The sequence below is a fragment of the Hydrogenophaga sp. 2FB genome, from assembly GCF_005503365.1.
In the GTDB taxonomy this organism is placed as follows: domain Bacteria; phylum Pseudomonadota; class Gammaproteobacteria; order Burkholderiales; family Burkholderiaceae_C; genus Hydrogenophaga.
In genome coordinates, this window is sequence record NZ_SCML01000076.1 from 1 (window position 1) to 21458 (window position 21458).

At 59.9% G+C, this 21458-nt stretch carries 19 protein-coding genes; 8 read left to right on the forward strand and 11 right to left on the reverse strand.

The genetic code is table 11. The features are described 5' to 3' along the window. Window positions 1-66: 66 nt before the first annotated feature. The 3 genes from FFS09_RS30945 to FFS09_RS28195 all read right to left on the reverse strand — a co-directional run bounded on the left by FFS09_RS30945 (window position 67) and on the right by FFS09_RS28195 (window position 2351). Window positions 67-351 carry an SOS response-associated peptidase family protein gene (locus FFS09_RS30945; protein WP_212745173.1) on the reverse strand — a complete coding sequence of 95 codons (285 nt, stop codon included), beginning with the start codon at window positions 349-351 and terminating at the stop codon, window positions 67-69. Between the two features lie 65 nt (window positions 352-416). Further along, window positions 417-1295, reverse strand: coding sequence for an N-6 DNA methylase (locus tag FFS09_RS28190; RefSeq protein ID WP_171020237.1), 879 nt, complete (start codon window positions 1293-1295; stop codon window positions 417-419). A gap of 570 nt (window positions 1296-1865) precedes the next feature. Next, window positions 1866-2351: a hypothetical protein gene (locus FFS09_RS28195; RefSeq protein ID WP_137922222.1), complete on the reverse strand. Its 486-nt coding sequence runs from the start codon at window positions 2349-2351 to the stop codon at window positions 1866-1868. 81 nt (window positions 2352-2432) lie between these two features. On the opposite strand from FFS09_RS28195, the gene FFS09_RS28200 reads away from it, so the two are divergent. Then, window positions 2433-3970, forward strand: a protein-coding gene (locus tag FFS09_RS28200) for an IS3 family transposase (protein WP_137922223.1) whose coding sequence is annotated in 2 segments (ribosomal slippage) — window positions 2433-3060 and window positions 3060-3970 — 1539 coding nt in all. Because the reading frame shifts where the segments join, the coding sequence is not laid out codon by codon here. A 54-nt stretch (window positions 3971-4024) separates the two neighbouring features. Here FFS09_RS28200 and FFS09_RS28205 read toward each other — a convergent pair. From FFS09_RS28205 to FFS09_RS28230, 6 genes are all read right to left on the reverse strand, one after another. Continuing rightward, entirely contained in the window at window positions 4025-5020 is a 996-nt protein-coding gene (locus tag FFS09_RS28205; protein WP_137922224.1) for an oxidoreductase, read from the reverse strand. A gap of 53 nt (window positions 5021-5073) precedes the next feature. Beyond that, window positions 5074-6867: an acyl-CoA dehydrogenase gene (locus FFS09_RS28210; RefSeq protein ID WP_137922225.1), complete on the reverse strand. Its 1794-nt coding sequence runs from the start codon at window positions 6865-6867 to the stop codon at window positions 5074-5076. An 18-nt stretch (window positions 6868-6885) separates the two neighbouring features. Beyond that, entirely contained in the window at window positions 6886-7743 is an 858-nt protein-coding gene (locus tag FFS09_RS28215) for a 3-hydroxybutyryl-CoA dehydrogenase (RefSeq protein WP_137922226.1), read from the reverse strand. 186 nt (window positions 7744-7929) lie between these two features. Then, a complete protein-coding gene (gene panD / locus FFS09_RS28220; RefSeq protein ID WP_137922227.1) occupies window positions 7930-8289 on the reverse strand; it encodes an aspartate 1-decarboxylase in 360 nt (119 codons plus the stop codon). A 115-nt stretch (window positions 8290-8404) separates the two neighbouring features. Next, entirely contained in the window at window positions 8405-8692 is a 288-nt protein-coding gene (locus tag FFS09_RS28225) for a hypothetical protein (RefSeq protein WP_212745174.1), read from the reverse strand. Between the two features lie 93 nt (window positions 8693-8785). Beyond that, the gene (locus FFS09_RS28230) at window positions 8786-9805 is read right to left on the reverse strand and encodes an AraC family transcriptional regulator (protein WP_137922229.1); all 1020 of its coding nucleotides are present in this window, start codon (window positions 9803-9805) and stop codon (window positions 8786-8788) included. 125 nt (window positions 9806-9930) lie between these two features. Between FFS09_RS28230 and icmF the strand changes: the two genes are divergently transcribed. Together icmF and FFS09_RS28240 are read left to right on the forward strand one after the other, a co-directional pair. After that, window positions 9931-13260 (forward strand): fused isobutyryl-CoA mutase/GTPase IcmF, encoded by a 3330-nt coding sequence (gene icmF, locus FFS09_RS28235; protein WP_137922230.1) that lies wholly within the window; start codon window positions 9931-9933, stop codon window positions 13258-13260. Between the two features lie 9 nt (window positions 13261-13269). Next, window positions 13270-13827, forward strand: coding sequence for a cob(I)yrinic acid a,c-diamide adenosyltransferase (locus FFS09_RS28240; RefSeq protein ID WP_137922231.1), 558 nt, complete (start codon window positions 13270-13272; stop codon window positions 13825-13827). A gap of 139 nt (window positions 13828-13966) precedes the next feature. Here FFS09_RS28240 and FFS09_RS28245 read toward each other — a convergent pair whose 3' ends face one another. Further along, on the reverse strand, window positions 13967-14692 hold the full coding sequence (locus FFS09_RS28245) for a lanthanide ABC transporter ATP-binding protein PedB/LutE (RefSeq protein WP_354595907.1): 726 nt from the start codon (window positions 14690-14692) through the stop codon (window positions 13967-13969). Between the two features lie 2 nt (window positions 14693-14694). After that, complete coding sequence (locus tag FFS09_RS28250) at window positions 14695-15603, reverse strand: tripartite tricarboxylate transporter substrate binding protein (RefSeq protein WP_252374552.1); 909 nt, start codon at window positions 15601-15603, stop codon at window positions 14695-14697. 291 nt (window positions 15604-15894) lie between these two features. Between FFS09_RS28250 and FFS09_RS28255 the strand changes: the two genes are divergently transcribed. The 5 genes from FFS09_RS28255 to FFS09_RS28275 all read left to right on the forward strand — a co-directional run bounded on the left by FFS09_RS28255 (window position 15895) and on the right by FFS09_RS28275 (window position 21333). Further along, a complete protein-coding gene (locus FFS09_RS28255; protein WP_137922234.1) occupies window positions 15895-16905 on the forward strand; it encodes a PQQ-dependent catabolism-associated beta-propeller protein in 1011 nt (336 codons plus the stop codon). Next, window positions 16905-18089 carry a lanthanide ABC transporter ABC transporter substrate-binding protein PedA1 gene (locus FFS09_RS28260; RefSeq protein ID WP_137922235.1) on the forward strand — a complete coding sequence of 395 codons (1185 nt, stop codon included), beginning with the start codon at window positions 16905-16907 and terminating at the stop codon, window positions 18087-18089. Before FFS09_RS28255 ends, FFS09_RS28260 begins: the two co-directional genes overlap by 1 nt. Further along, complete coding sequence (locus FFS09_RS28265; RefSeq protein ID WP_137922236.1) at window positions 18071-18913, forward strand: lanthanide ABC transporter permease protein PedC; 843 nt, start codon at window positions 18071-18073, stop codon at window positions 18911-18913. The genes FFS09_RS28260 and FFS09_RS28265 overlap by 19 nt, the downstream gene beginning before the upstream one ends. Window positions 18914-19591: 678 nt before the next feature. Continuing rightward, window positions 19592-20185 (forward strand): QcrA and Rieske domain-containing protein, encoded by a 594-nt coding sequence (locus FFS09_RS28270; protein WP_212745175.1) that lies wholly within the window; start codon window positions 19592-19594, stop codon window positions 20183-20185. Between the two features lie 44 nt (window positions 20186-20229). Further along, a complete protein-coding gene (locus tag FFS09_RS28275) occupies window positions 20230-21333 on the forward strand; it encodes an outer membrane protein assembly factor BamB family protein (RefSeq protein ID WP_137922237.1) in 1104 nt (367 codons plus the stop codon). Window positions 21334-21458 lie beyond the last annotated feature (125 nt).

The following is a 21458-nucleotide window of genomic DNA, read 5'->3' on the forward strand; positions in this document are numbered from 1 at the left end:
AGATTTGAAAGTGAACAGGAAAGTCAATGAAATCAACGATCTACCAACACCACCTCCGCGCCAGTGCTAGCTTTTCGTACCGTCACTTATTGCACTGAAAACGAGGAGACCCCAGCGTGCGTTGTTGGTTGAGAACTTGATATCGAACGTTTTTGAGAACCACGGGATCAGGCCCCAGCGCCCAACGACCAGCTCGCGGGAATACCCGGCATCATCGCGCGCACGGCGAATGAATGTACCCGGCTTGCGCGGCGCGACTATGCCGCCTTCCCACACCAGGTGATCGGCAACCGATGGCTGCCAATGCCTGCGGATGCCTTCGAGCTTGGTTGCGCCGTACAAATTGCACATGCCCTAAAGCATAGCGCCGCCGGCCGTGGAAGGCCGAACACCAAAATTCGTGCGTGGCGGAATTCTCAGAACAGGTCCAGCTGCAAGCGCTCAGCTCTTGTCACAAGTGCGGCCGACCGGACCTCAACCAAATCAGGACCTGCGGCAGGCGTCATATCTTGCATTTCAGGCACGGTCGCAACCTTTTCACCCTTGCGATGTACGCGCAATCGGCGGTCCCAACCACCCAGGATGTGCGCGGGCGTGAACCAGTGCCCCCACTCTGCCATGGACAGGCTATTGCCGTGAACGATGATGGCCGGCACATGTGCAAGCGACAGCTGCACATAGGCCATATGAACCGCGGTCGCGTCGACGTCTACCGCAGTGGCGTGCATGGCCTGCTGGTAGTTGATCCCCTGCGCCTGGAGCGCATCGGCCGCAGCCAGCACCATGCCACCTGCGCCGCAAGCGGGCTCGCTCACGGTCACGAAACCTTGTCGCTCGATCGCCTGGCGTGCACCGCCAAAAGTCAGGCCCGCCATCAAGCGCGAAAGCTCAAAGGGCGTGAAGAACTGGCCCTTGAACGAATCCCCCAGCTCAAGACCCATGAACAGCTTGCCCAGACAGTCGTCCAGGCCCGATTCCAACCAGTCCACCAGAACTGCCAGCAGCTGCGGAAATCGGTGAACCTCCTCACCCTCGTACTCACCCACGATCTGCATGTATCGGGCTTCTCGCGCCTCCTGGTGGACCAGGTCAACGGAGTTGCTTATGGCCAGTGCTGCCAGCTCGCAAAAGTCAGAAAAGACCTTGTGCAGCCGGTGCCTACGCGCGTTGTCCTGGAGTAATTTTCCCATCGTGCGCTCGTGCGAATGCACGATCTGCAGGGCCTTCTTCTTGCGGCCGATCGCGTTGCTAGATTCCGAGCCTTTCGTTGTATTGGTGTTGTGTGTCGCGGTCATGTTTGCTCCGTTGGTTGATGCCATCGCCTCGCTGAGTTCGTCGCCCGGTGCACAAAAGCGAAGGGAATGGCAGGGGAGCAAGGGCGGGCACGGAAGCCGCAGCCCGAAACGCAGTGAAGGGACCGGGTGAGTACCTGGCGAAGCGGACCCCTGCAGGTGCACAGTGCCGGCCCCTGACAGGCCCGAAGCAAAGTCACCGGAAATGGCGACAACTCAGCGTGGCATGCCACACCGAGAGCTGGACCGAGACACACACCAGGCGCGCAGCGCCCGCACTACGGCCACAGGCCGGGCCAGAGCGCAGCGCCGGCAGTCGCAGGGCGACCAGGCAGGACGGCACGTCGTGCTGGTTTTCGGGGGGGGGCCATCCGGCGGGGGGATGTTGGCCAGGGCCGGCGCGGTTGTGCCCTTGTGGGCACGTTCCGCTGGAGCTGGCCAATTTGCCCCCTTGAGAAGTTGAGCGGCCGCCGCAGAGCGACCGATGGGGAGGGAAAGCCGCGCGGCAAGGGGAGGGTGGCGCCCTTCCCGTTGAGCGCCACCGAATAACGGCCCAAGGGCCGTTCCGATGTGTCAGGCCTCGCTGTACGCCTTGAGCGGTGCAGGAAGCCAACGGCGACCCGACAGGCGCTGCTGCGCGACGATGATCGCGTCCCCCTTCTTCATGCTTACGAGGTCGGCGGCATCGCAGCCCACCTCGGTCACCGCCTCCATCATCTTGGCCTTGGCCACCGCGCCCAGGTACGTCTCTTCGGTCGGCTCCCACCAGTCGGCCATGTCCACGCCCACGGCCTGCTCGATGGCGGCAGCGGCGTCGAAACCGTGCGTGTTTGTGCGCTTGGCCTCCTGCGAAATCACGTTGTAAGAGCGCCCAACGAACAGCGCCAGAATCTTGACCAGCTGCGACTCATCCAGCGCCAGCAAACGCGCGAAAACCTCGGCGGGCTCGCCGAGCATGTCAGGCAACACCTCGGCCTCCGCCGCCTGCATCGCCGCTGCAGCCTTGCTTTGTTCGTAGCCTGCGGCCTGCCGGCGCACGTCGTGACCTGCATCGATCAAGCGAAATTGCAACGGCGACGACAACCAAGCCGACGAGTCGGGGGGATGCGGCTAAAAACTTGGACTACCTGGAGGTAGTTCATGTATTCCTACGAAGACCGAATCCGAGCCGTCAAGCTCTATATCAAGCTTGGCAAGCGCCTCAGGGCGACCATCCGCCAGTTGGGCTATCCGACCAAGAACTCGCTCATTGGCTGGTACCGGGAGTACGAGCGGAGCGAGGACCTGCGAGTCGGGTATTCGCGATCAGGACAGAAGTATTCTGATCAGCAAAAGCATGCGGCGGTGAAGCACTACATTGAACACGATCGGTGCATTGCCTCGACCATGCGGGCATTGGGATATCCCGGTCGGGAGCTACTGACCGAGTGGATTGACGAGCTGCACCCCGAGGTTCGTCACCGAATGGTGGGCCGGGCACCGAACATCCTGCACTCCGTCGAGCTTAAGAGTGCAGCGGTGATTGAGCTTTGCACCCGAAAGACCAGCGCACAAGAAATTGCCCAGAAGCTGGCGGTGTGTCGGCCTACGCTGTACAACTGGAAAAACCAGTTGCTCGGCCGCGAGGTACCCGCATCCATGAAACGTCAAAACAATTCACCGCCAGTGCCTGATGCTGCCGAACTGCAGCGCCAAGTCGAGTCGCTTCAACAGAGCATTCACCGTCTTCAGCTCGAACATGACATCTTGAAGAAGGCCAATGAACTGGTAAAAAAGGCTTGGGCGTCACCCCTCTGCTCCTGAGCAATCGGGAGAAGACCCTGCTGGTTGACGCCCTGAAGCCCATCTACTCGCTCACAGAGCTACTTGGCGAACTTGGCCTGGCTCGCAGTTCCTACTTCTACCACTGCGCCCGCCAGCGAAGGCCTGAAAAATACGCTGACGCCCGCGTTGCCGCTGCCGATGTGTTTCAGAGCAACCACCGCAGCTATGGTTACCGGCGCATGCGTGCGGCGCTGGGCAGACGCCAGTTGCATCTGTCTGAAAAAGTCGTGCAGCGCCTGATGAAGCAGGAGGGCTTGAGTGTTCCCGCGGGGAAAAAGCGTCGATACGGGTCCTACCTCGGGGAGATCAGCCCTGCGCCAGACAACCTCCTCAATCGTGACTTCCAGGCGGCGACACCGAATGAGAAGTGGCTCACCGACATTACGGAGTTCCAGATCCCGGCAGGAAAGGTTTACCTCTCGCCTGTGATCGACTGCTTCGATGGCATGGTGGTGAGCTGGACGCTTGGTACCCGACCGGACTCCGAGTTGGTGAACACGATGCTCGATGCGGCCATTGACACGGTGCAATCGTGTGACAGCAAGCCGATCATTCACTCCGACCGTGGCGCCCACTACCGTTGGCCGGGCTGGCTTGATCGGATGCACAGTGCGAAGCTGACGCGGTCGATGTCGCGCAAGGGGTGCTCACCGGACAACGCGGCCTGCGAAGGTTTCTTTGGGCGCCTGAAGAATGAGATGTTCTACCCGCGGGATTGGAAGTCGACCACCATCGAGGCGTTCATCCGAGCGGTGCACGAGTACATCCTCTGGTACAACGAAAAACGGATCAAGATGTCGTTGGGCTCCCTCAGCCCCATCGAGTACCGCGAAAGCCTGGGCCTAATCAACTGAAACCAGTCCAAGAATTACGCTGCACCCCCATCTGAGCGGGAGAAGCAGAGTCTTCTAAGAGGCCACCTTGACCACCGTACGCCCCTTGGCGTGCCCTTGAACAAAATCATCGAAAGCCTTCGGTAGCTGCTCAAACTCGATGGTTCGGGTCATTGCCGCTAGATGGCGTGGTTTGAGGTCTGTCGCGAGTCGATTCCACACCTCAGCCCGCAGCGGGAACTGCATGTAACCTGAGTCCACGCCGAGCAGACTGACACCGCGAAGAATGAAAGGGAAAACGGTCGTATCCAGCTCAGCACTTGCTGCGTTTCCTATGCTGGCCACTGTCCCTGCTTGCCGCATCGTCGCCAAAAGCCAGTGCAAAATTCGCCCACCCACATTGTCGACCGCACCTGACCACAGGCCGGTTTCGAGTGGTCGTACCTTCTCTAGATCTATTGACGAAGTGAGCATCACTTCCGATGCGCCTAGCTCGAGAAGTTTGTCTGTCTCTGTCGCTTTCCCAGTTAGCGCAACTGTGTGGTAGCCAAGCTGAGACAGCATGTTGACGGCTAGCCCTCCCACACCACCCGAAGCACCAGTGACAACCACAGGACCGTTTTCCGGCTTCAGACCGTTTGCCTCCATCCTCAGAATGCCTAAGGCTGCGGTGAAACCCGCCGTTCCAAGGGCCATAGCTTCGAAAGTCGTCAGTCCAGATGGGAGCGCTAAGGCCCACTTCGAGGGAATCCTTGCAAGCTCCGCATAGCCGCCATGATGAGAGACACCAATGTCGAAACTCGTGGCGATGACTTTTGTGCCGACATTGAAGCGTGAGTCGGTGCTCGCCACGACTTCCCCGACAAGGTCGATACCACCAATACATGGAAAACGACGAATGACTTTTCCAACCCCAGTGGCCGCCAGTGCATCCTTGTAGTTGATGCTTGAGTAGTGAACTTTGATGGTGAGTTCGCCATCATCAAGTTGCTCAGGGGTCAAGTGAGTCAACGAACAGCTGACCGCGCCACCTGCACCCTTCTCGATCAACAGTGCCTTAAATGTTTCCATGACCATAGCTAGTTATTTGCTCATCGAGTGACGCCCTCACAGAGCTGCAGCGTTCAGAACTGGTCATCCTGAAAATCGGCTATTGCGCTTGTGTCCGACAGCACCGCCTCAGCAAGAGCGGGCACTTTTGTCAGGACGTGGTCGACATAAAAGCGCGTCGTTAGCAGTTTGCTTCTAAGAAAGTCGACGTCGCCAGAGCCATTCTTTAAGAGCTTGTGAGCCGCCAGGCATGCCCGTCCAAGTTGCCAGCCACCTGCGACCATCCCGACCATCTCGAGCATGGGAACCGACCCCGCTGCTACTGACTTCGCATTTCTCTCGTAGGTATTCACGACAAACTGGACGCTTCGGTCCAGTGCGATTGATGCGCTCTCCAACCGAGTTGCCACCGCAGAAAGAAGTTCATCGTCCGGGGCCCTCAGCTTAGCTACTACTGTGGCAACTTCGTTCAGCACACGCCTGATGGCAGCACCTCCATCGCGAGCAATTTTGCGACCCACAAGGTCACCTGCCTGGATGCCGGTGGTCCCCTCGTAGATGGGTGTGATGCGAGCGTCTCTCAGATGTTGGGCCGCACCGGTCTCTTCGACATATCCCATTCCGCCATGAATCTGAACGCCGAGTGATGTGACATCCACGGCACTTTCCGTGCTCCACCCTTTCACCACGGGAATCATCAGATTCACAAACTCTTGGCTCTGACGGCGTGTCGCCTCATCTGGGTGCGCATGGGCCTTGTCCATCGCTGCGGCGACAACAGTCGCAACCGCACGCAGAGCCTCAGTTCTTGAGCGCATCTGCAATAGCATTCGTCGAACGTCAGGATGGCGAATGATGGAAACCTTGTGTCGGTCACCGCCCATCTCAACACCTTGAACGCGGTCACGTGCGTAGTCGCGAGCGCGCTGGTAAGAGCGCTCGCACAGGCCGACCCCCTCCAAACCGACGGAGTACCGTGCAGCGTTCATCATGATGAACATGTACTCCAGTCCACGGTTCTCTTCGCCAACCATCCACCCGGTTGCTCCTCCGCTGTCCCCAAACGCAAGAACGGCGGTCGGGCTTCCGTGAATGCCAAGCTTGTGCTCAATGGACACGCAGCGGACATCATTCCTGGCTCCAAGGCTGCCGTCCTCATTCACCAGGAACTTGGGAACGACGAAGAGAGAGATGCCTTTCACGCCATCTGGTGCTCCTGGTGTTCGCGCCAGTACAAGGTGAATGATGTTCGGCGTCAGGTCGTGCTCACCGTAGGTGATGAAAATCTTTTGACCCTCTACCTTGAAGCTACCGTCGGGTTGGGGCGTCGCCTTTGCGCGAACTGCCGACAGGTCTGAGCCGGCTTGAGGTTCCGTCAGGTTCATGGTGCCAGTCCACTCGCCGCTCACTAGCTTCGGGAGATAGGTGGACTTCTGAGCGTCGGAGCCGCAAAGCTCAAGCGCCTCAATCGCACCACGCGTCAGCATGATGCCTACGGAGAAGGCCACGTTCGCACCATTCCACATCTCTTCGACCAACGAGGACAGAACGCGGGGAAGTCCCTGCCCACCAAACTCTGGCGAGCACGACAAAGCATGCCAGCCGCCTGCGCAGAACTGTTCGTAGCCTGACTTCCAGCCCGGGGCAGTTGAGACCTCTCCATCCTTCCAGGTGGCGCCTTGGCGGTCGCCAATCACGTTAAGTGGCGAAAGCACGCCCGCAGCGAACTTCCCGGCCTCTTCGAAAATGGCTCCAGCCAAGTCTTCACTGGCGTCCTCGAAGCCAGGCAGTGAAGAAATTTCTTTCATGTCGACCAGGTTCTGCAGCACGAACTGCATGTCCTTGAGAGGGGCGCTGTATTCGCTCATCAGTGTCTCGCTTCGTATTTAGGTGGAGGTGTAGTTGTAGAAACCGTGTCCAGTTTTGCGGCCGAGGCGCCCGGCGGCGACCATCTCCTTGAGCAAGGGCGCAGGCCTGTACTTTGTGTCCCCGAAGCCGTCGTAGAAGACATCCATGATGGCCAGCATCGTGTCTAGCCCAATGAGGTCTGCCAGAGCGAGCGGGCCAATGGGGTGGTTGCAACCAAGCTTCATACCGACGTCAATTTCCTCTGGCGATGCAAGCCCTTCCTGCAGCACATAGACGGCCTCATTTACCATGGGGCAGAGAATTCGGTTGACGACAAAGCCGGGGCTGTTCTTGACCGTGATGGGTGTCTTCCCAATGGCAGTCGCAAAGGCCAGTGCGACCTGGTGAGCTTCGTCGTTGGTTTGGAGGCCACGGATGATCTCCAGAAGCGACATGAGCGGCACTGGGTTGAAGAAGTGCATGCCAATGAACCGCTGCGGCCTGGAGAGAACGGCCGCAAGTTGCGTGATAGAGATGGAGGACGTGTTGCTGGCGATGACCGCGTCCGGTCGAACAACAGCCTCAATGTCACGAAGAATCTTGAGTTTGAGCGAGAGGTTCTCGGTGGCAGCTTCCACGACCAAGTCAGCTTCTGTCAGATTGGAGTACGACGTTGTGACCGCAATCTTCTGCAGAGCAGCGTCGCGTTGTTCCTCTGAGAGCTTTCCCTTTTGGGTCATCCTCTCGAGGCTCGTGCGGACTGACTTCAAGCCCTTCTGAAGCGCCTCATCGGAGACGTCAATCAGCACCACGTCATACCCAGCAAAAGCGCAAACCTGCGCAATGCCATTGCCCATTGTCCCGGCGCCGATGACGCCCACCTTCATCTGACTCATGTTGTCGCGCTCTTCGTCTGAAAAGACGCGACTTTAGGCAAGGGCGCTCAAATCTGCCATGTCCGCAAAGAGCATCTCGATGGCAGTTTTTGTCACCTTCTTGAGTGGAACCATGATGGGTTCCAGCTCCAATGCTGAGCTCCCGGGCACATGCAGCGCTGCAGGTGGTTCCAAGCAGAGCTTGTTTCAGTCCTTGATGGCCGAGATGCGGTTGCTTTCCCCAAGTAGTACGACTCGAGGTTTCCAGTTGTCAACTTCGGTGTCGCTCACGGGGGAGTAGGTGCAGATGATGAGCAAGTCACCCACATGAGCCTTCCGCGCGGCGGCCCCGTTTAGGGATATGGCTCCACTTCCGCGCGCCGCTTTGATGATGTATGTCGAGAAGCGCTCGCCGTTGTTGACGTTGTAGAGTTCAATCTTCTCGAACTCCCGCATGTCGGCTGCATCCAGAAGGTCTTCGTCAATCCCACAAGAGCCTTCGTAGTGAAGGTCCGCTTCAGTGACAGTGGCGCGGTGAAGCTTAGCGCGTAGCATTACTCTGGTCATCGTTCCATCTCGCAAAAGGTGGCCGATGCTACAAGATGGAGCCGAACGCTTGTTCGGCTAAACGCATGGCATGACGTGCTCGAACAGCCCATGTCACGTGCACACCTCAAGTGCTTCAGCTCACCTTCTGCGCTGCGCGCAGATACAGCGCTTGCAGATTGACGTCAGCACTCGACATGGCGGCGCTGTAGCAGTACTTCCAATGGTCAACCGAGACAGGCGCTCCGCAGTTGATGGCTTGTTCAAGGCGGATGAGCGCTAGACGGGAGTGACCGAAGCGAACGCTTCTATCGAGAAGTGCCAAGGCACCTTCAGCGCCCTTTTGCTGCTCAACGCTCTGAGCGCCGGGACGCTTGCTGCTGCGCACAGCGTGTTTGTGTTGACGTACAGCCTGTCGTGTCATAGAAGCCTCGGTGGAGAGACTCTATGCTTGGGGGCGCGAGTTGCCAATGTCCGCATCCGGCAACGGAATGGCGGTTTTTGACAGGTGCCTGCGCTAGGTCACTTGGCGCTTCCGATACTCACCAGGTTGCAATCCGTTCCAACGCTTGAACGCGCGATGGAAGGCACTCGTATCCTGAAAACCCAGTTGCGCGGAGATATCGTCCACGCTGAGATTGCTGTTGCAGAGGTAGTCGATGGCAATGTCGCTGCGCAGCTGGTCCTTAATCTGCTGATAGCTGGTTCCCTCGCGCTCAAGCCTGCGCCGCAGGGTTGTCTCAGTTGTGCCTTCTGCTTTGGCCACCTCATCAAGAACGGGCCATGAATCGAGTCCGCCCAGCCCACTACGGAGTCTTTGTCGAAGCTTTGCAGTCCAGCTGTCCTCGTTTCGGTACTTCAAGAACACCGATTGAGGTGCAGTTCGGAGAAACCTGCGCAGGGTGATGGCTGTTTGTGCCACTGGAGCAGCGAGCAGACGGCCATCAAAGCGAATGGCTGTGCCGTTCGCGTCGTACTCAACAGCATCGCTAAACATGGTGGTGTGTTCCCGCCAGTGCGGCGGCCGACTGTGCGCGAAGGACATCGAGGTAATCGGTATGCGCCGTCCTATCAGCCAGCACATCAGGCCATGAACAAGGATGAGCAAAGTCTCATCTGCAAAGCGTCGGTCGTCGTGATGGGCAATTCGGTTGTTCACTCGAATCAGGGCCTCATCTCCCTCGAGATGCAGCTCTGCATCGATGTCGTCCAACAAGATGGCGAAGCCTCGCAGCATGCGTTTGACCGCCTGGTCTAGGTGTTGGCATGAAATTACGGCCTGGCAGATGAGGGCGAATCCACCCACCTTCATGGACCGGGAGTCCAGACCAAAGAACTCATCGTCCAACTCGCGCGCGGCGGCAAGCCACAAGGCAGAAAACGCTGTCGCTGGCACCCGAGCTCCGCTGGAATCAAGCAGCGAGGCTTGGATACCTGAGGCGGCCAACGCACGCTCACGACTTTCCACAGACAGGTGGTTAACAGCCGCATTGACGAAGTACACCGACACGGTGTGCTTTTCATTGGTATCACTCATGACTGGATACGCGTGGGGCGGGGCATTGCAGGCGGGGTGGCAAAAACAGTCACTTTATAGGCAATCGCGGCCATGGCGGATTGGCGGGCAGCTTACTAGAGTCAGGCTCCCCTAGGAGCATTGCCATGACCGACCTTTCCGCAGAATACAAAGCGCTCGCCGAGTACCGTCCCACGCACAAGGTGAGATTCGTCACCGCCGCCAGTCTCTTCGATGGACACGATGCCGCCATCAACATCATGCGCCGAATTTTGCAGGGCATGGGCGCAGAAGTGATTCACCTGGGTCACAACCGCAGCGTCGACGAGGTGGTGACGGCAGCGCTCCAGGAGGATGTTCAGGGCATCGCCATCAGCAGCTACCAGGGCGGGCATGTCGAATACTTCAAGTACATGGTCGACCTTCTGAAGCAGCGGGGTGGCTCCCATATCCGCGTCTTTGGCGGCGGTGGCGGTGTGATTGTCCCGGGAGAAATCGAAGACCTACAGTCTTACGGCGTGACCCGCATCTACAGTCCAGAAGACGGCCAACGGATGGGTCTTCAGGGGATGATTGGCGAGATGGTCATGCGATGCGACCAAGACCTCTCCAAATACGCTCCAAAGGCGCTCGAGGAGATTCAGGGTCACGGGGAAATGCACTGGAGAGCGTTGGCCCAGCTCATCACCGTGATTGAGAACGGTCAGGTCGACCCCAAGCTGGTGAAATCGGTTCGTGACGCTGCCGTCGACGCCAAAGTGCCCGTTCTGGGCATCACTGGCACGGGTGGCGCCGGTAAGTCTTCGCTGACCGATGAGCTGATTCGCCGTCTTCGTCTCGACCAGGATGACTCTGCGCGAGTAGCCATCATCAGCATCGACCCATCCCGCAGGAAGAGCGGAGGTGCTCTCCTTGGAGACCGCATCCGGATGAATGCGACCAGTCCTTGGCAGAACGGCTCCAGGGTGTTCATGCGCTCTCTGGCCACGAGAGATTTCGGAAGCGAAATCAGTGCCGCCTTGCCCGATGTGGTGGCAGCCTGCAAGGCGGCGGGCTTCGACCTCGTGGTTGTGGAGACCTCCGGCATTGGCCAAGGTGACGCGGCCATCGTTCCTCACGTCGACATCCCGATGTATGTGATGACGCCAGAGTTCGGCGCTGCCAGCCAGCTCGAGAAAATCGACATGCTGGACTTTGCCGAGTTTGTTGCCATCAACAAGTTCGACCGCAAAGGTGCTGCCGATGCCCTGCGCGATGTCGCCAAGCAGGTTCAACGCAACAAGGAAGCATGGACAAAGAGGCCGGATGAGATGCCGGTGTTCGGCACCATGGCGGCACGTTTCAATGATGATGGCGTGACCGCGCTGTACCAAGCTTTGAAGCCACGACTGTCTAGTCTTGGGTTGAGTCTGACTGACGGGTCGTTGCCAACTGTTTCGGTTCGTCACAGCACCAACCAGACGCCTATCGTGCCTCCAGCTCGCACGCGCTACCTGGCAGAAATCTCCGGCACCCTGCGCACTTACAAGAAGCTGGTGCGCGATGAAGTGGCCAAGGCGCGAAAGGCCCAGGCTCTCCGTCTCGCGGCGACGGAGTTGGCTGGAGAGGCGTCGCAGCCTCGAGCGGTTGAAGACAACGAAAAGCCGTTTGACTCCGCCGGCGCCAGCAGCCATGTAGGGAACATGGCAGGTGCGGTGGAAGCCTCGATGCTCCCCGTTGCGCGCAAGCTTCTACAGCAGTGGCCGGACATGCAGAAGGCCTATGCAGGTGACGAGTACATCGTCAAGATTCGGGACAAGGAAATCCGCACCGCGCTTACCACCAAGAGCCTCTCCGGTACGGTCATTCGAAAGGTCGCTCTTCCCACCTATGAAGACCAGGGTGAGCTCCTGAAGTGGCTGATGCTGGAGAACGTGCCGGGTAGTTTCCCCTACACGGCCGGTACCTTCGCCTTCAAACGCGAGGGCGAAGACCCGACCCGCATGTTCGCGGGTGAAGGTGACGCGTTCCGCACCAACCGCCGCTTCAAGCTGCTGTCTGAGGGTATGGATGCGAAGCGTCTGTCCACCGCGTTTGATTCGGTCACGCTGTACGGCAACGACCCAGACCTCCGACCGGACATCTACGGCAAGGTTGGCAACTCGGGCGTGTCCATCGCCACGCTGGACGACATGAAGGTGCTCTATGGTGGATTCGACCTGTGCCACCCTGCCACCTCGGTCTCCATGACCATCAACGGTCCAGCGCCGAGCATCCTGGCGATGTTCATGAACACGGCCATTGACCAGAATCTGGACAAGTTCAAGGCCGAGAATGGCCGTGAGCCCACAGACACTGAGGCCGCCAAGATTCGCGAGTGGGTGTTGGCCAACGTGCGCGGTACTGTCCAGGCTGACATCCTGAAGGAAGACCAGGGACAGAACACCTGTATCTTCAGCACCGAATTCAGCCTGAAAGTGATGGGTGACATTGCAAGCTACTTCGTGCACCACGACGTGCGGAACTTCTACTCGGTTTCTATCAGCGGGTACCACATTGCCGAGGCGGGTGCGAACCCCATCAGCCAGCTCGCCTTCACGCTCTCCAACGGTTTCACCTTCGTGGAGGCGTACCTGGCACGCGGCATGCACATTGACGACTTTGCGCCCAACCTGAGCTTCTTCTTCAGCAACGGCATGGACCCTGAATACACGGTCATGGGACGTGTTGCTCGCCGAATCTGGGCCGTGGCAATGCGCGAGAAGTACGGCGCGAACGAACGCAGCCAGAAACTCAAATACCACATCCAGACCAGCGGCCGCTCGCTGCACGCGCAGGAAATCCAATTCAACGACATCCGCACCACGCTGCAGGCGCTGATTGCCATCTACGACAACTGCAACTCACTCCATACCAACGCCTACGATGAAGCCATCACCACGCCGACCGAGGAGTCGGTGCGACGTGCGATGGCAATCCAGCTCATCATCAACCGCGAATGGGGCCTGGCCAAGAACGAGAACCCCAGCCAGGGCGCGTTCATCATCGACGAGCTCACCGAACTGGTGGAAGAGGCAGTTCTGCAGGAGTTCGAGAAGATTGCCGAACGAGGTGGTGTGCTTGGCGCGATGGAGACTGGTTTCCAGCGCGGTCGCATTCAGGATGAGTCGATGCACTACGAAATGCTCAAGCACACCGGTGAGCTTCCCATCATCGGCGTCAATACCTTCCGCAATCCGCACGGTGACTCGACCCCGCAGTCTCTGGAGCTTGCGCGCTCGACCGACGACGAGAAGCAGAGCCAGTTGGTGAGGCTGCAGGAGTTCCATGCTGCCCACGCATCTGAAGCTCCAGCGATGATGCAGCGTCTGAAGCAGACAGTGATTGAGAACGGCAACGTGTTCGAGGTGCTGATGGACGCTGTGCGCGTTTGCTCACTCGGACAAATCACCAGCGCGCTTTTCGAAGTCGGTGGTCAGTACCGCCGCAACATGTAAGGAGACAACATGGGCTTTCGACTCAGCGCAATCGCGACACGAAATGGAGATGGAGGCAGTACGAAGCTTGGTGACGGCCGAGGCGTGAGCAAGTCCGATGCACGTGTCGCAGCCATGGGGGACGTTGACGAACTCAACAGCGCTGTGGGCATGTTGATGGCCTTTGGCGGGTCGCAGGTCTTGAGCGACAAGTCCTTCCTCTCGCAGGTTCAGCAGGACCTTCTTGACCTTGGCGGTGAGCTCAGCATCCCCGGCTACACGCTGCTCAAGCCCGAGAGACTTGCTGCGCTCGAGACATGCCTTGCGCAGCTGAACAAGAGCCTTCCCCGCTTGGAAGAGTTTGTTCTGCCAGGTGGTTCGGTTGTCGCGGCACAGGCTCATATGTGTCGGACGATATGCCGTAGAGCGGAGCGCGCGGTTGTGTTCTTGGCTGAGACGCAGGCCGTGAGCACGGCCGCGAGTCCTTACCTCAATAGGCTATCGGATCTTATGTTCGTGCTGGCCAGAACGCTGAACCAGAATTCAGGCGAGGCAGAGCCACTGTGGGACCGCACACGGGCGAACTGAAATTAGCTTTGCGGGCTCCGCTCCTTGCGGAAAGCTGGCTTTCTGCGCTACCATGCGAATCTGGGTAGGCTTCCATTGAAAGCGGCTTACAGCCATCGACTTGTCGAGCTGTCCTCAATGCCGTACGTTTTCTTTTGACTCAAGCTCTGCCCAGACGGCGAAGCACCTCGACTTGAAAGTCTGTGCCCTTCGCTTCAGCCATGAAGCCGGAGATTGAGCCCTCGAAACGCACCGCGCCCTGGTGCAGCAGCATCAGACGATCGGCGTCTTGCACTTCCTCTATCAGGTGCGTTGCCCACAGCACGCCCATGCCGCGCGCGCGGCATAGCGTTCGCACCGTATCCAGCAGCTGCTGGCGCGAAGCCGGATCCAGACCCACAGTGGCTTCGTCCATCAGCAGAACGCTCGGTTCATGCAGCAGCGCGCGCACCAACTCGACCTTTCGACGAGTGCCGCCCGAGAGGTTGCGCACCACGGCGCCTGCCTGATCGCCCAGACCCATCTCGTTTAGTTGCGCCGTGATGCGCTCGCGCGCCCGCGCGCGCGGTAGGCCGTGCAAATCGGTGTGGAACAGAAGATTGGCCGTCACCGTCAGGTCCAGGTCGAGTGCGCTCTGCTGGAATACCACGCCCAACCCGGCCAGTGCGCGGCTTGGATGGCGACGCATGTTGTGCCCCAGTACTTCGATGTTGCCCTGGTCGGGTGTGAATAGACCTGTGAGCAACTGCAGCAGCGTGGACTTGCCCGCGCCGTTGGGGCCGAGCAGCGCGAGCATCTCGCCAGCTCGAAGCGCGACGTCCACACCTTTCAAGGCGGGTTTTCCACCGTAGGACTTGTGCAGGCCATCGGCCTGGAGCAGCGGCATGGTCATCCCGCCGCACCCATCGGCCGGGCCAAGAGGTTCATGCGCTGCAGCAGGCGTCTCTCGCGCTCCACCGTGTCGCGCACTGCTTGGCGGTAGTCACGGGTGTTGAGGTAGTCGAGCGTCTGGTCGTAGCGCGCGAGTTCACGCAGGTGGCGTTCGCTCTGCATAGCGCGGGCGAAGGCGTCGTGCAGCTTCTGCACCACGGGTTCAGGCGTTCCGCGCGGCGCGGCCAGGCCCCAGGGCGAGGTGTAGACCGACTGTGGGTAGCCGAGCTCGCGCAGCGTGGGCGCGTCGGGCCAGCGCGGGCTGCGCTGCGCGCTGAAGATCGCGAGCACCCGCATCTTGCCTTGGTCCACCCAGGGCGCGAAGCCGGTAGAGTTCACGCCTGCCATCAACTGGCCGCTGGCGACCGCGAGCATCTGGTCGGCCGTGCCTCGGTAGGGCACGTGCACATAGCGGATGCCGCGTTGCAACAAGATCTCTTCCATCGCCAAGTGGGCTGTAGTGCCGATCCCGGTGGAGCCCAGGATGAGCTCGCCCGGGTGGTCACGCGCCCAGTCGAGCATCTCGGGCAATTGCCGCCAGGGGCTGGCGCTGGGCACCAGCACGCCGAAGGTTGTGCCGGAGACCTGCAAGATAGGGCTGAGGTCGGTCACCGGGTCCCAGGGCACGTGGTTCATGAGCGCGTGCCGGTACACGGTGATGGGCAACTGGCCGATGGTATGGCCGTCGGGCTCAGCGGCCTTGAGCAGCGGTGCAACCTGCGTGCCCGCCGCGCCGGGCCGGTTGATAACCACGATGGGCTGGCCGAGCAGAGGCTCGGCTTCCTCGCACAGGATGCGCAGCGTGAGGTCGGTTGCGCCACCGGCGGGCCAGGGCACGATGAGCCGCAGCGGTTTTATGGGCCACATAGTGCTCGGTCTCGGCATGGAAAACGTGTGACCAGTCGCGAACGCGAGGCCGCACTTGAGCCAGCATCTGCGTGTCATTACACAGTGTTCCCGGTTGAGACGGCGTGAAACACTCGATGGGAATGGCGTCATGTATTGGAGCCCAGCGAGGGCGGGTTGTCTCAGGGTTATTGCCTATCCGCGAAGGCTTCACGGCGTGTTTTTCAGGTGATTCAGCAACTTCCGTACCGCATTGGCGTTGGCACAGTCTTTGCAAATTCGTACTGACAACAACCTATCAGGAGACAACAGATGACCTCTGCCTTCCGCACGCCGCGTGAGCGCGCGCCTTCCCTTTCTCGAGCTCTCTGGGTACTGGCAGTGTGCGCTGGGCTCGGTAGTGGTTCGCTCGCAATGGCCCAGGGCAAGGTGTATGTGTCCAGCGAGAAGGACAACAAGCTCTATGTGTTCGACTCACAGGGCGAACGCCTCACGGCAATCGATGTGTGCAAGCGCCCGCGTCACATGATGTTCAACGCGAGCCGCACCCAGCTCTATGTGTGCTGCGGAGACAGCAATCAGCTTGGCGTGGTGGACACCGCCAGTGGCAAGATGACCGGCACTATTACGTTGGGCGACAGTCCCGAGATCTTTGACCTCAGTCCCGACGGCAAGACGGTGTACGTCTCTATCGAGGACGAGAACGTGATGGCCGCGTACGACCTTGCTAGCAAGAAGCAGCTATTCGAGGTGAAGACTGGCGGTGAACCCGAAGGCGTGCTGGTCACGCCCGACGGCAAGTTCGCCTACGTCACCTCCGAGGTTGCCAACGTCGTGCACTACATCGATCTCGGCCAGAAGAAGGTGCTCAAGAACATCAAGGTGGGCAAGCGCCCGCGCCGCTTCGTGCTGGCCGAGGGCGGCACCGAGCTGTGGGTCAGCAACGAGCTCGACGCCACCGTGAGCGTGGTGGACACCAAGGACCACAGCGTCAAGGCCACGGTGAAGTTTGCGGTGAAAGGCATGCGCGAAGCCGACATCACGCCCGTGGGCATGACGCTGAGTCCGGATGGCAAGACGATGTGGGTGGGCCTGGGCAAGGCCAACCACGTGGCCGAGGTCGACGTGGCCACGAAAAAGGCCGGCCGCCACGTGCTGGTGGGCAAGCGCGCCTGGGGCCTGACCATGCACCCCGACGGCAAGATGCTGTACGTGACCAACGGCCTGTCGGACGACATGACCCTGGTCGACACGGCCGGCGCTAAGGCGGTGAAGACGGTGGCGGTGGGCCGCGTGCCTCACAGCGTTCTCGTGGCGCCCTGATGTGGAAAGCTGCGCTCCTCGCGCTCGCCGCTTTGCTCGGTGCCCCGTTGGTGCAGGCCGCCACTACCTCGATTACCGTGGCGGTGGTGTCGCTTGGCGACGACCCGCGCTACGCACCCCGCCGCATCGAGCGCGCCTACCCCGGCCACCCCCAGGGCCGCGCGTTGCAGGGCGTTCGGCTGGCACTGGAGGACGCGGCGTTCGAACTCCAAACTGCGGGCCTTGCGCTCGTGCTGCGCGAAGTAGTCCTGACAGATGCGGAAGCGCTGCCCAAGGCACTGGCCGAGCTAAGGGCGGCAAAGGTGCAGCACCTTGTGGCCGACCTGCCGCTGGCCGAATTAAGCCAGTTGGTGCAGAGCGCGCCGGCCGCGCTCGGAGGTGCCATGGTGTTCAACACCGCCCTAGACGACGACAGCCTGCGCGCGCAGGACTGCGCCGCGCACCTGCTGCACACCTTGCCCAGCCGCCACATGGCCAGCGATGCGCTGGCGCAGTACTTGGCCGCGCGCAACTGGCGCAAGGTCCTGCTGCTGCAGGGGCCGGCGCCGGGTGACCGTCTCATGGGCGAGTCCTTCACCCGCGCGGCCAAGCGCTACGGGCTGAAGATCGTGCAGAGCAAGCCCTTCAAGCTCAGCGGTGACCCGCGCGAACGCGACCTGGCCAACACACGGCTGCTCACTGGCGAGCGTGAGCACGAGGTGGTCGCCGTGATGGACGCCGACGGCGAGTTCGCGCGCACGCTGCCCTACGCCACGCAGTGGCCGCGCCCAGTGGTCGGTGCCAACGGCCTGGTGGCCAGCGCCTGGCACGTCCAGTGGGAACGCAACGGTGGGCCGCAGCTCTCGCGCCGGTTTCAGAAGCTTGCGCAGCGACCCATGCAGTCGCACGACTGGTCGGCCTGGGTGGCGGGCCGCGCCGTGGCGGCGGTGCTGGTGGACGACCCCAAGGCACCCGTGGCCCAGCAGTTGAAAAAGCTGCGCGGCGGCAGCGTATTCATCGACGGCTTCAAAGGCCCGCGCCTGTCCTTTCGCGCCTGGGACGGGCAGTTGCGCCAGCCCATGTTCCTGAGCCACATCGACGGCGTGGTGGGCGTGGCACCACTGGACGGCGTGCTGCACCCCAAGGAGGTGCTGGACACGCTGGGCGTGGACGAAGCGGAGAGCACATGCCGGCAACGCCCCTGAGTCCCCTCGGCGCGCCCTCGCTGCCGCTGCACCTTGCGCGCGCGCTGCGCGCCGTGGTCGGTCGCGAGTTGGACCGTTTCCTGCGCCAGCCCACGCGGCTGGGCTCGGCGCTGGTGCGGCCGCTGCTGTGGTTCGTGGTGTTCTCGGCCGGTTTTCACAACGTGTTCGGCGTGGCCATCATCCCGCCCTACGAGACCTACATCGAGTACCAGGTCTACATGGTGCCGGGCCTGCTGGGCATGGTGGCGCTGTTCAACGGCATGCAGAGCTCGCTCTCCATGGTGTACGACCGCGAGATGGGTGTGATGCGCCTGCTGCTCACCGCGCCGCTGGCGCGCGGATGGCTGCTGGCCTTCAAGCTGCTGGGCAGCACCGTGCTCTCGGTGCTGCAGATGGCGGTGTTCCTGCTGATTGCACTGGCCTTCGGCGTGGAGTTCGCCTGGTGGCACCTGCCTGGCCTGCTGCTGGCCATGGTCTGCGCGGCAGCCTTGTTGGCCGCGCTCGGCCTGTTGCTCTCGGTGTATGTGAAGCAGCTGGAGAACTTCGCCGGCACCATGAACTTCGTGATCTTCCCGATGTTCTTCATCAGCCCCGCGCTGTACCCGCTGTGGAAGCTGGAAGAGTTGGGCGCTTACTGGCTGTTGTGGCTCGCGGAGGTCAACCCCTTCACCCACGCGGTGGAGTCAATGCGATTTTCTATGTACGGGCAGTTCAATGCCGTGGGCTGGGCGGTGGTGGTGGGTGGCACCGCCGTCTTTTTCGTACTCGCGCTCTGGGGCTATGATCCGCAGCGCGGCTTCATCCGCCAGAAGGGCGGAGGCTAACCATACTGCGACGTCGAATCCTGCTGTGGGCAGCAGATGAAAACGCCGGCGTTGACCATTTCTTTCCCAAGCTACTTCGGCCCTCAATTTCAACCTCAGCTAGGTGACGTTGAAGAGGCGCGAAAGTCTTATGTTGATTCGCGTCCGCCTCGTGGAAGTGCGCGATTGAGATACGGCTGAAAACGCTAAGCGCTTTATATGCCTTCAGGCTAGAGCCCGAGGCCACACGCTGACGGTGGCAGCGTTCTTCATCCCCTGGATTCATCGGCGCCTGCGGGACACCGAAAAGTTGCCTCAACGCTACGTCTTGCCCCGATAGATCTGCCCAGGATGCCTAACGGACTACCCCCGACCCGTCTGCCCGATATTGGTCGTGGAAACGTCCCTGCCATATGGAATGAACGATTGGCTTCAGAGCTTGGTTCCCAGCCGCTCCCTGGCGCATTCGCGTTGCTGCTGCACGCCTTCAGAAGGGCGCCGCAGTCAACGTTGATGAGGTTCACTGCACCGCGTTGTCTCAGTCTCAACACTTCAGTCTCAATGTCTTGAGAAGCTGAGACAAAAACGCCAAAAGAGATGCGGAAGAGCTGACGGGCATACGGAAAAACCCTGAAAGATCAGCTGGCACGCTAGTTGCGGATTGCTGTTGATCAACGTCTTGAAATGGTGGTTGTAAACATGAAGCAAATCTCGATTCGGAATGAGCGCGAAGAGGCAAGTGGTTGCGCGGGATGTCTCGGTGGTTCGACACGTCGTCAAGTGCTGACGTCGATGGCTGGGATGGCAGCAATGACATATGTGCCGCTTGTTTATGCAACGGCTGAGGGCCCTCAAAAGGGGGACGTGTTCGTGTTGGCTGACTCACCTGCTGCGCCTTTGACCATTGACGACATCAAGTTAGGCCAGAAGCAGATCTTTGCCGTGCCGATGGACCCAGTAACTAAGAAGGTCAAAGATGGCTCGCGCTTAGCAAAGGTTCTGTTTGTCAAGTTTGATGAAGCCGCACTGGATGCGCGAACCAAGGATGTCGCGGCAGCTGGAGTTCTTGCTTTTTCTGCAGTGTGTACACATGCAGGTTGCGACGTGTCCTCATGGCGAGCGCAGGAGAAGAAGTTGCTGTGCTTCTGTCACTTCACACAGTTTGATCCGCTCGACGGCGGAAAGGTCGTGGCGGGGCCGGCGCCAAGAGCACTACCGGTGCTCCCGCTGACCCTGGAAGGAAAGGTACTAGTTGCGGCGGGTGGATTCAGTGCCGCGCCGGGCGTGGCTTGACAAGCCGTTTTCTGTCGAAAGTTCAACACTAGGAGACGCGAGAAATGAGAAACATTCGATCGATTGCATCGGTACTTGCGGCTGCAGCATCTCTCTGCCTCACGGCAGCGAGCGCAGCGCCCGCTCAATACCCGACCGTAACAGAGGCAAGGCTCCTGAATCCGGAGCCCGAAAATTGGCTGATGTATCGAGGCAACTATGCCGGTTGGGGCTACAGCGCCCTGGACGGGATCAACAGCCGAAATGTCGGAAAGCTTCAACTTGCTTGGTCATATACGACTGGTCTCAAGGAAGGGCATCAGGCGCCGCCCATTGTCAACGGCGGCTACATGTTCATCACTACACCAGGCAACGAGCTCGTAGCGCTTGACGCAAAGACAGGCGCGCAGTTGTGGCGCTACAAGAAGGAACTTCCCGCTGAGTTGTTCCAACTTCACCCCACTAACCGTGGTGTGGCCCTTTATGGCGACAAGGTCTACATGGCCACACTTGATTGCCAACTCGTGGCGTTGGATGCGAAAACAGGAAAGGTTCTGTGGACGAAGCAAGTTGAAGACTGGAAGGGCGGCTACTACATGACGCTCGCACCGATGGTGGCCAAAGGCAAGGTTATGGTCGGCACGTCGGGAGGCGAGTTCGGTGTGCGCGGCTTTATCGCGGCATTCGACGCCGAGACAGGAGCTGAACAGTGGAAGACCTACACCGTCCCAGGGCCGGGCGAGCCAGGCGGTGACACATGGCCGAGCGGTGATGCGTACAAGACTGGCGGTGGCGCAGTCTGGATCACCGGGAACTACGACAAAGATACTGGGTTGGCTTTCTGGGGAACGGGTAATCCGTCACCGTGGACGCCCGAAACTCGTAAGGGCGACAACCTATACACGACCTCGACCGTTGCGGTCGACGTTGTGACCGGCAAGATTGTTGGCCACCACCAGTACACGCCTAACGATTCGTTCGACTGGGACGAAGTGTCGGCGCCGCTGCTGATTGACACCGAAGTCAAAGGCCGAAAAGTCAAGACTGCTGTCCACGCGGGTCGCAACGGCTACCTATGGGTACTCGAACGCACGAGCGACAAAGTGAATTTTGTTGATGCGTGGCCGTATGTGGTCCACAACGGGGTCTCCTCGTTTTCAGTGCAATAAGTGACGGTACGCAAAGCTAGCACTGGCGCGGAGGTGGTGTTGGTAGATCGTTGATTTCATTGACTTTCCTGTTCACTTTCAAATCTGCGATTCGTGGCGTCAAACCGTGGTCGGTTTCATCCATT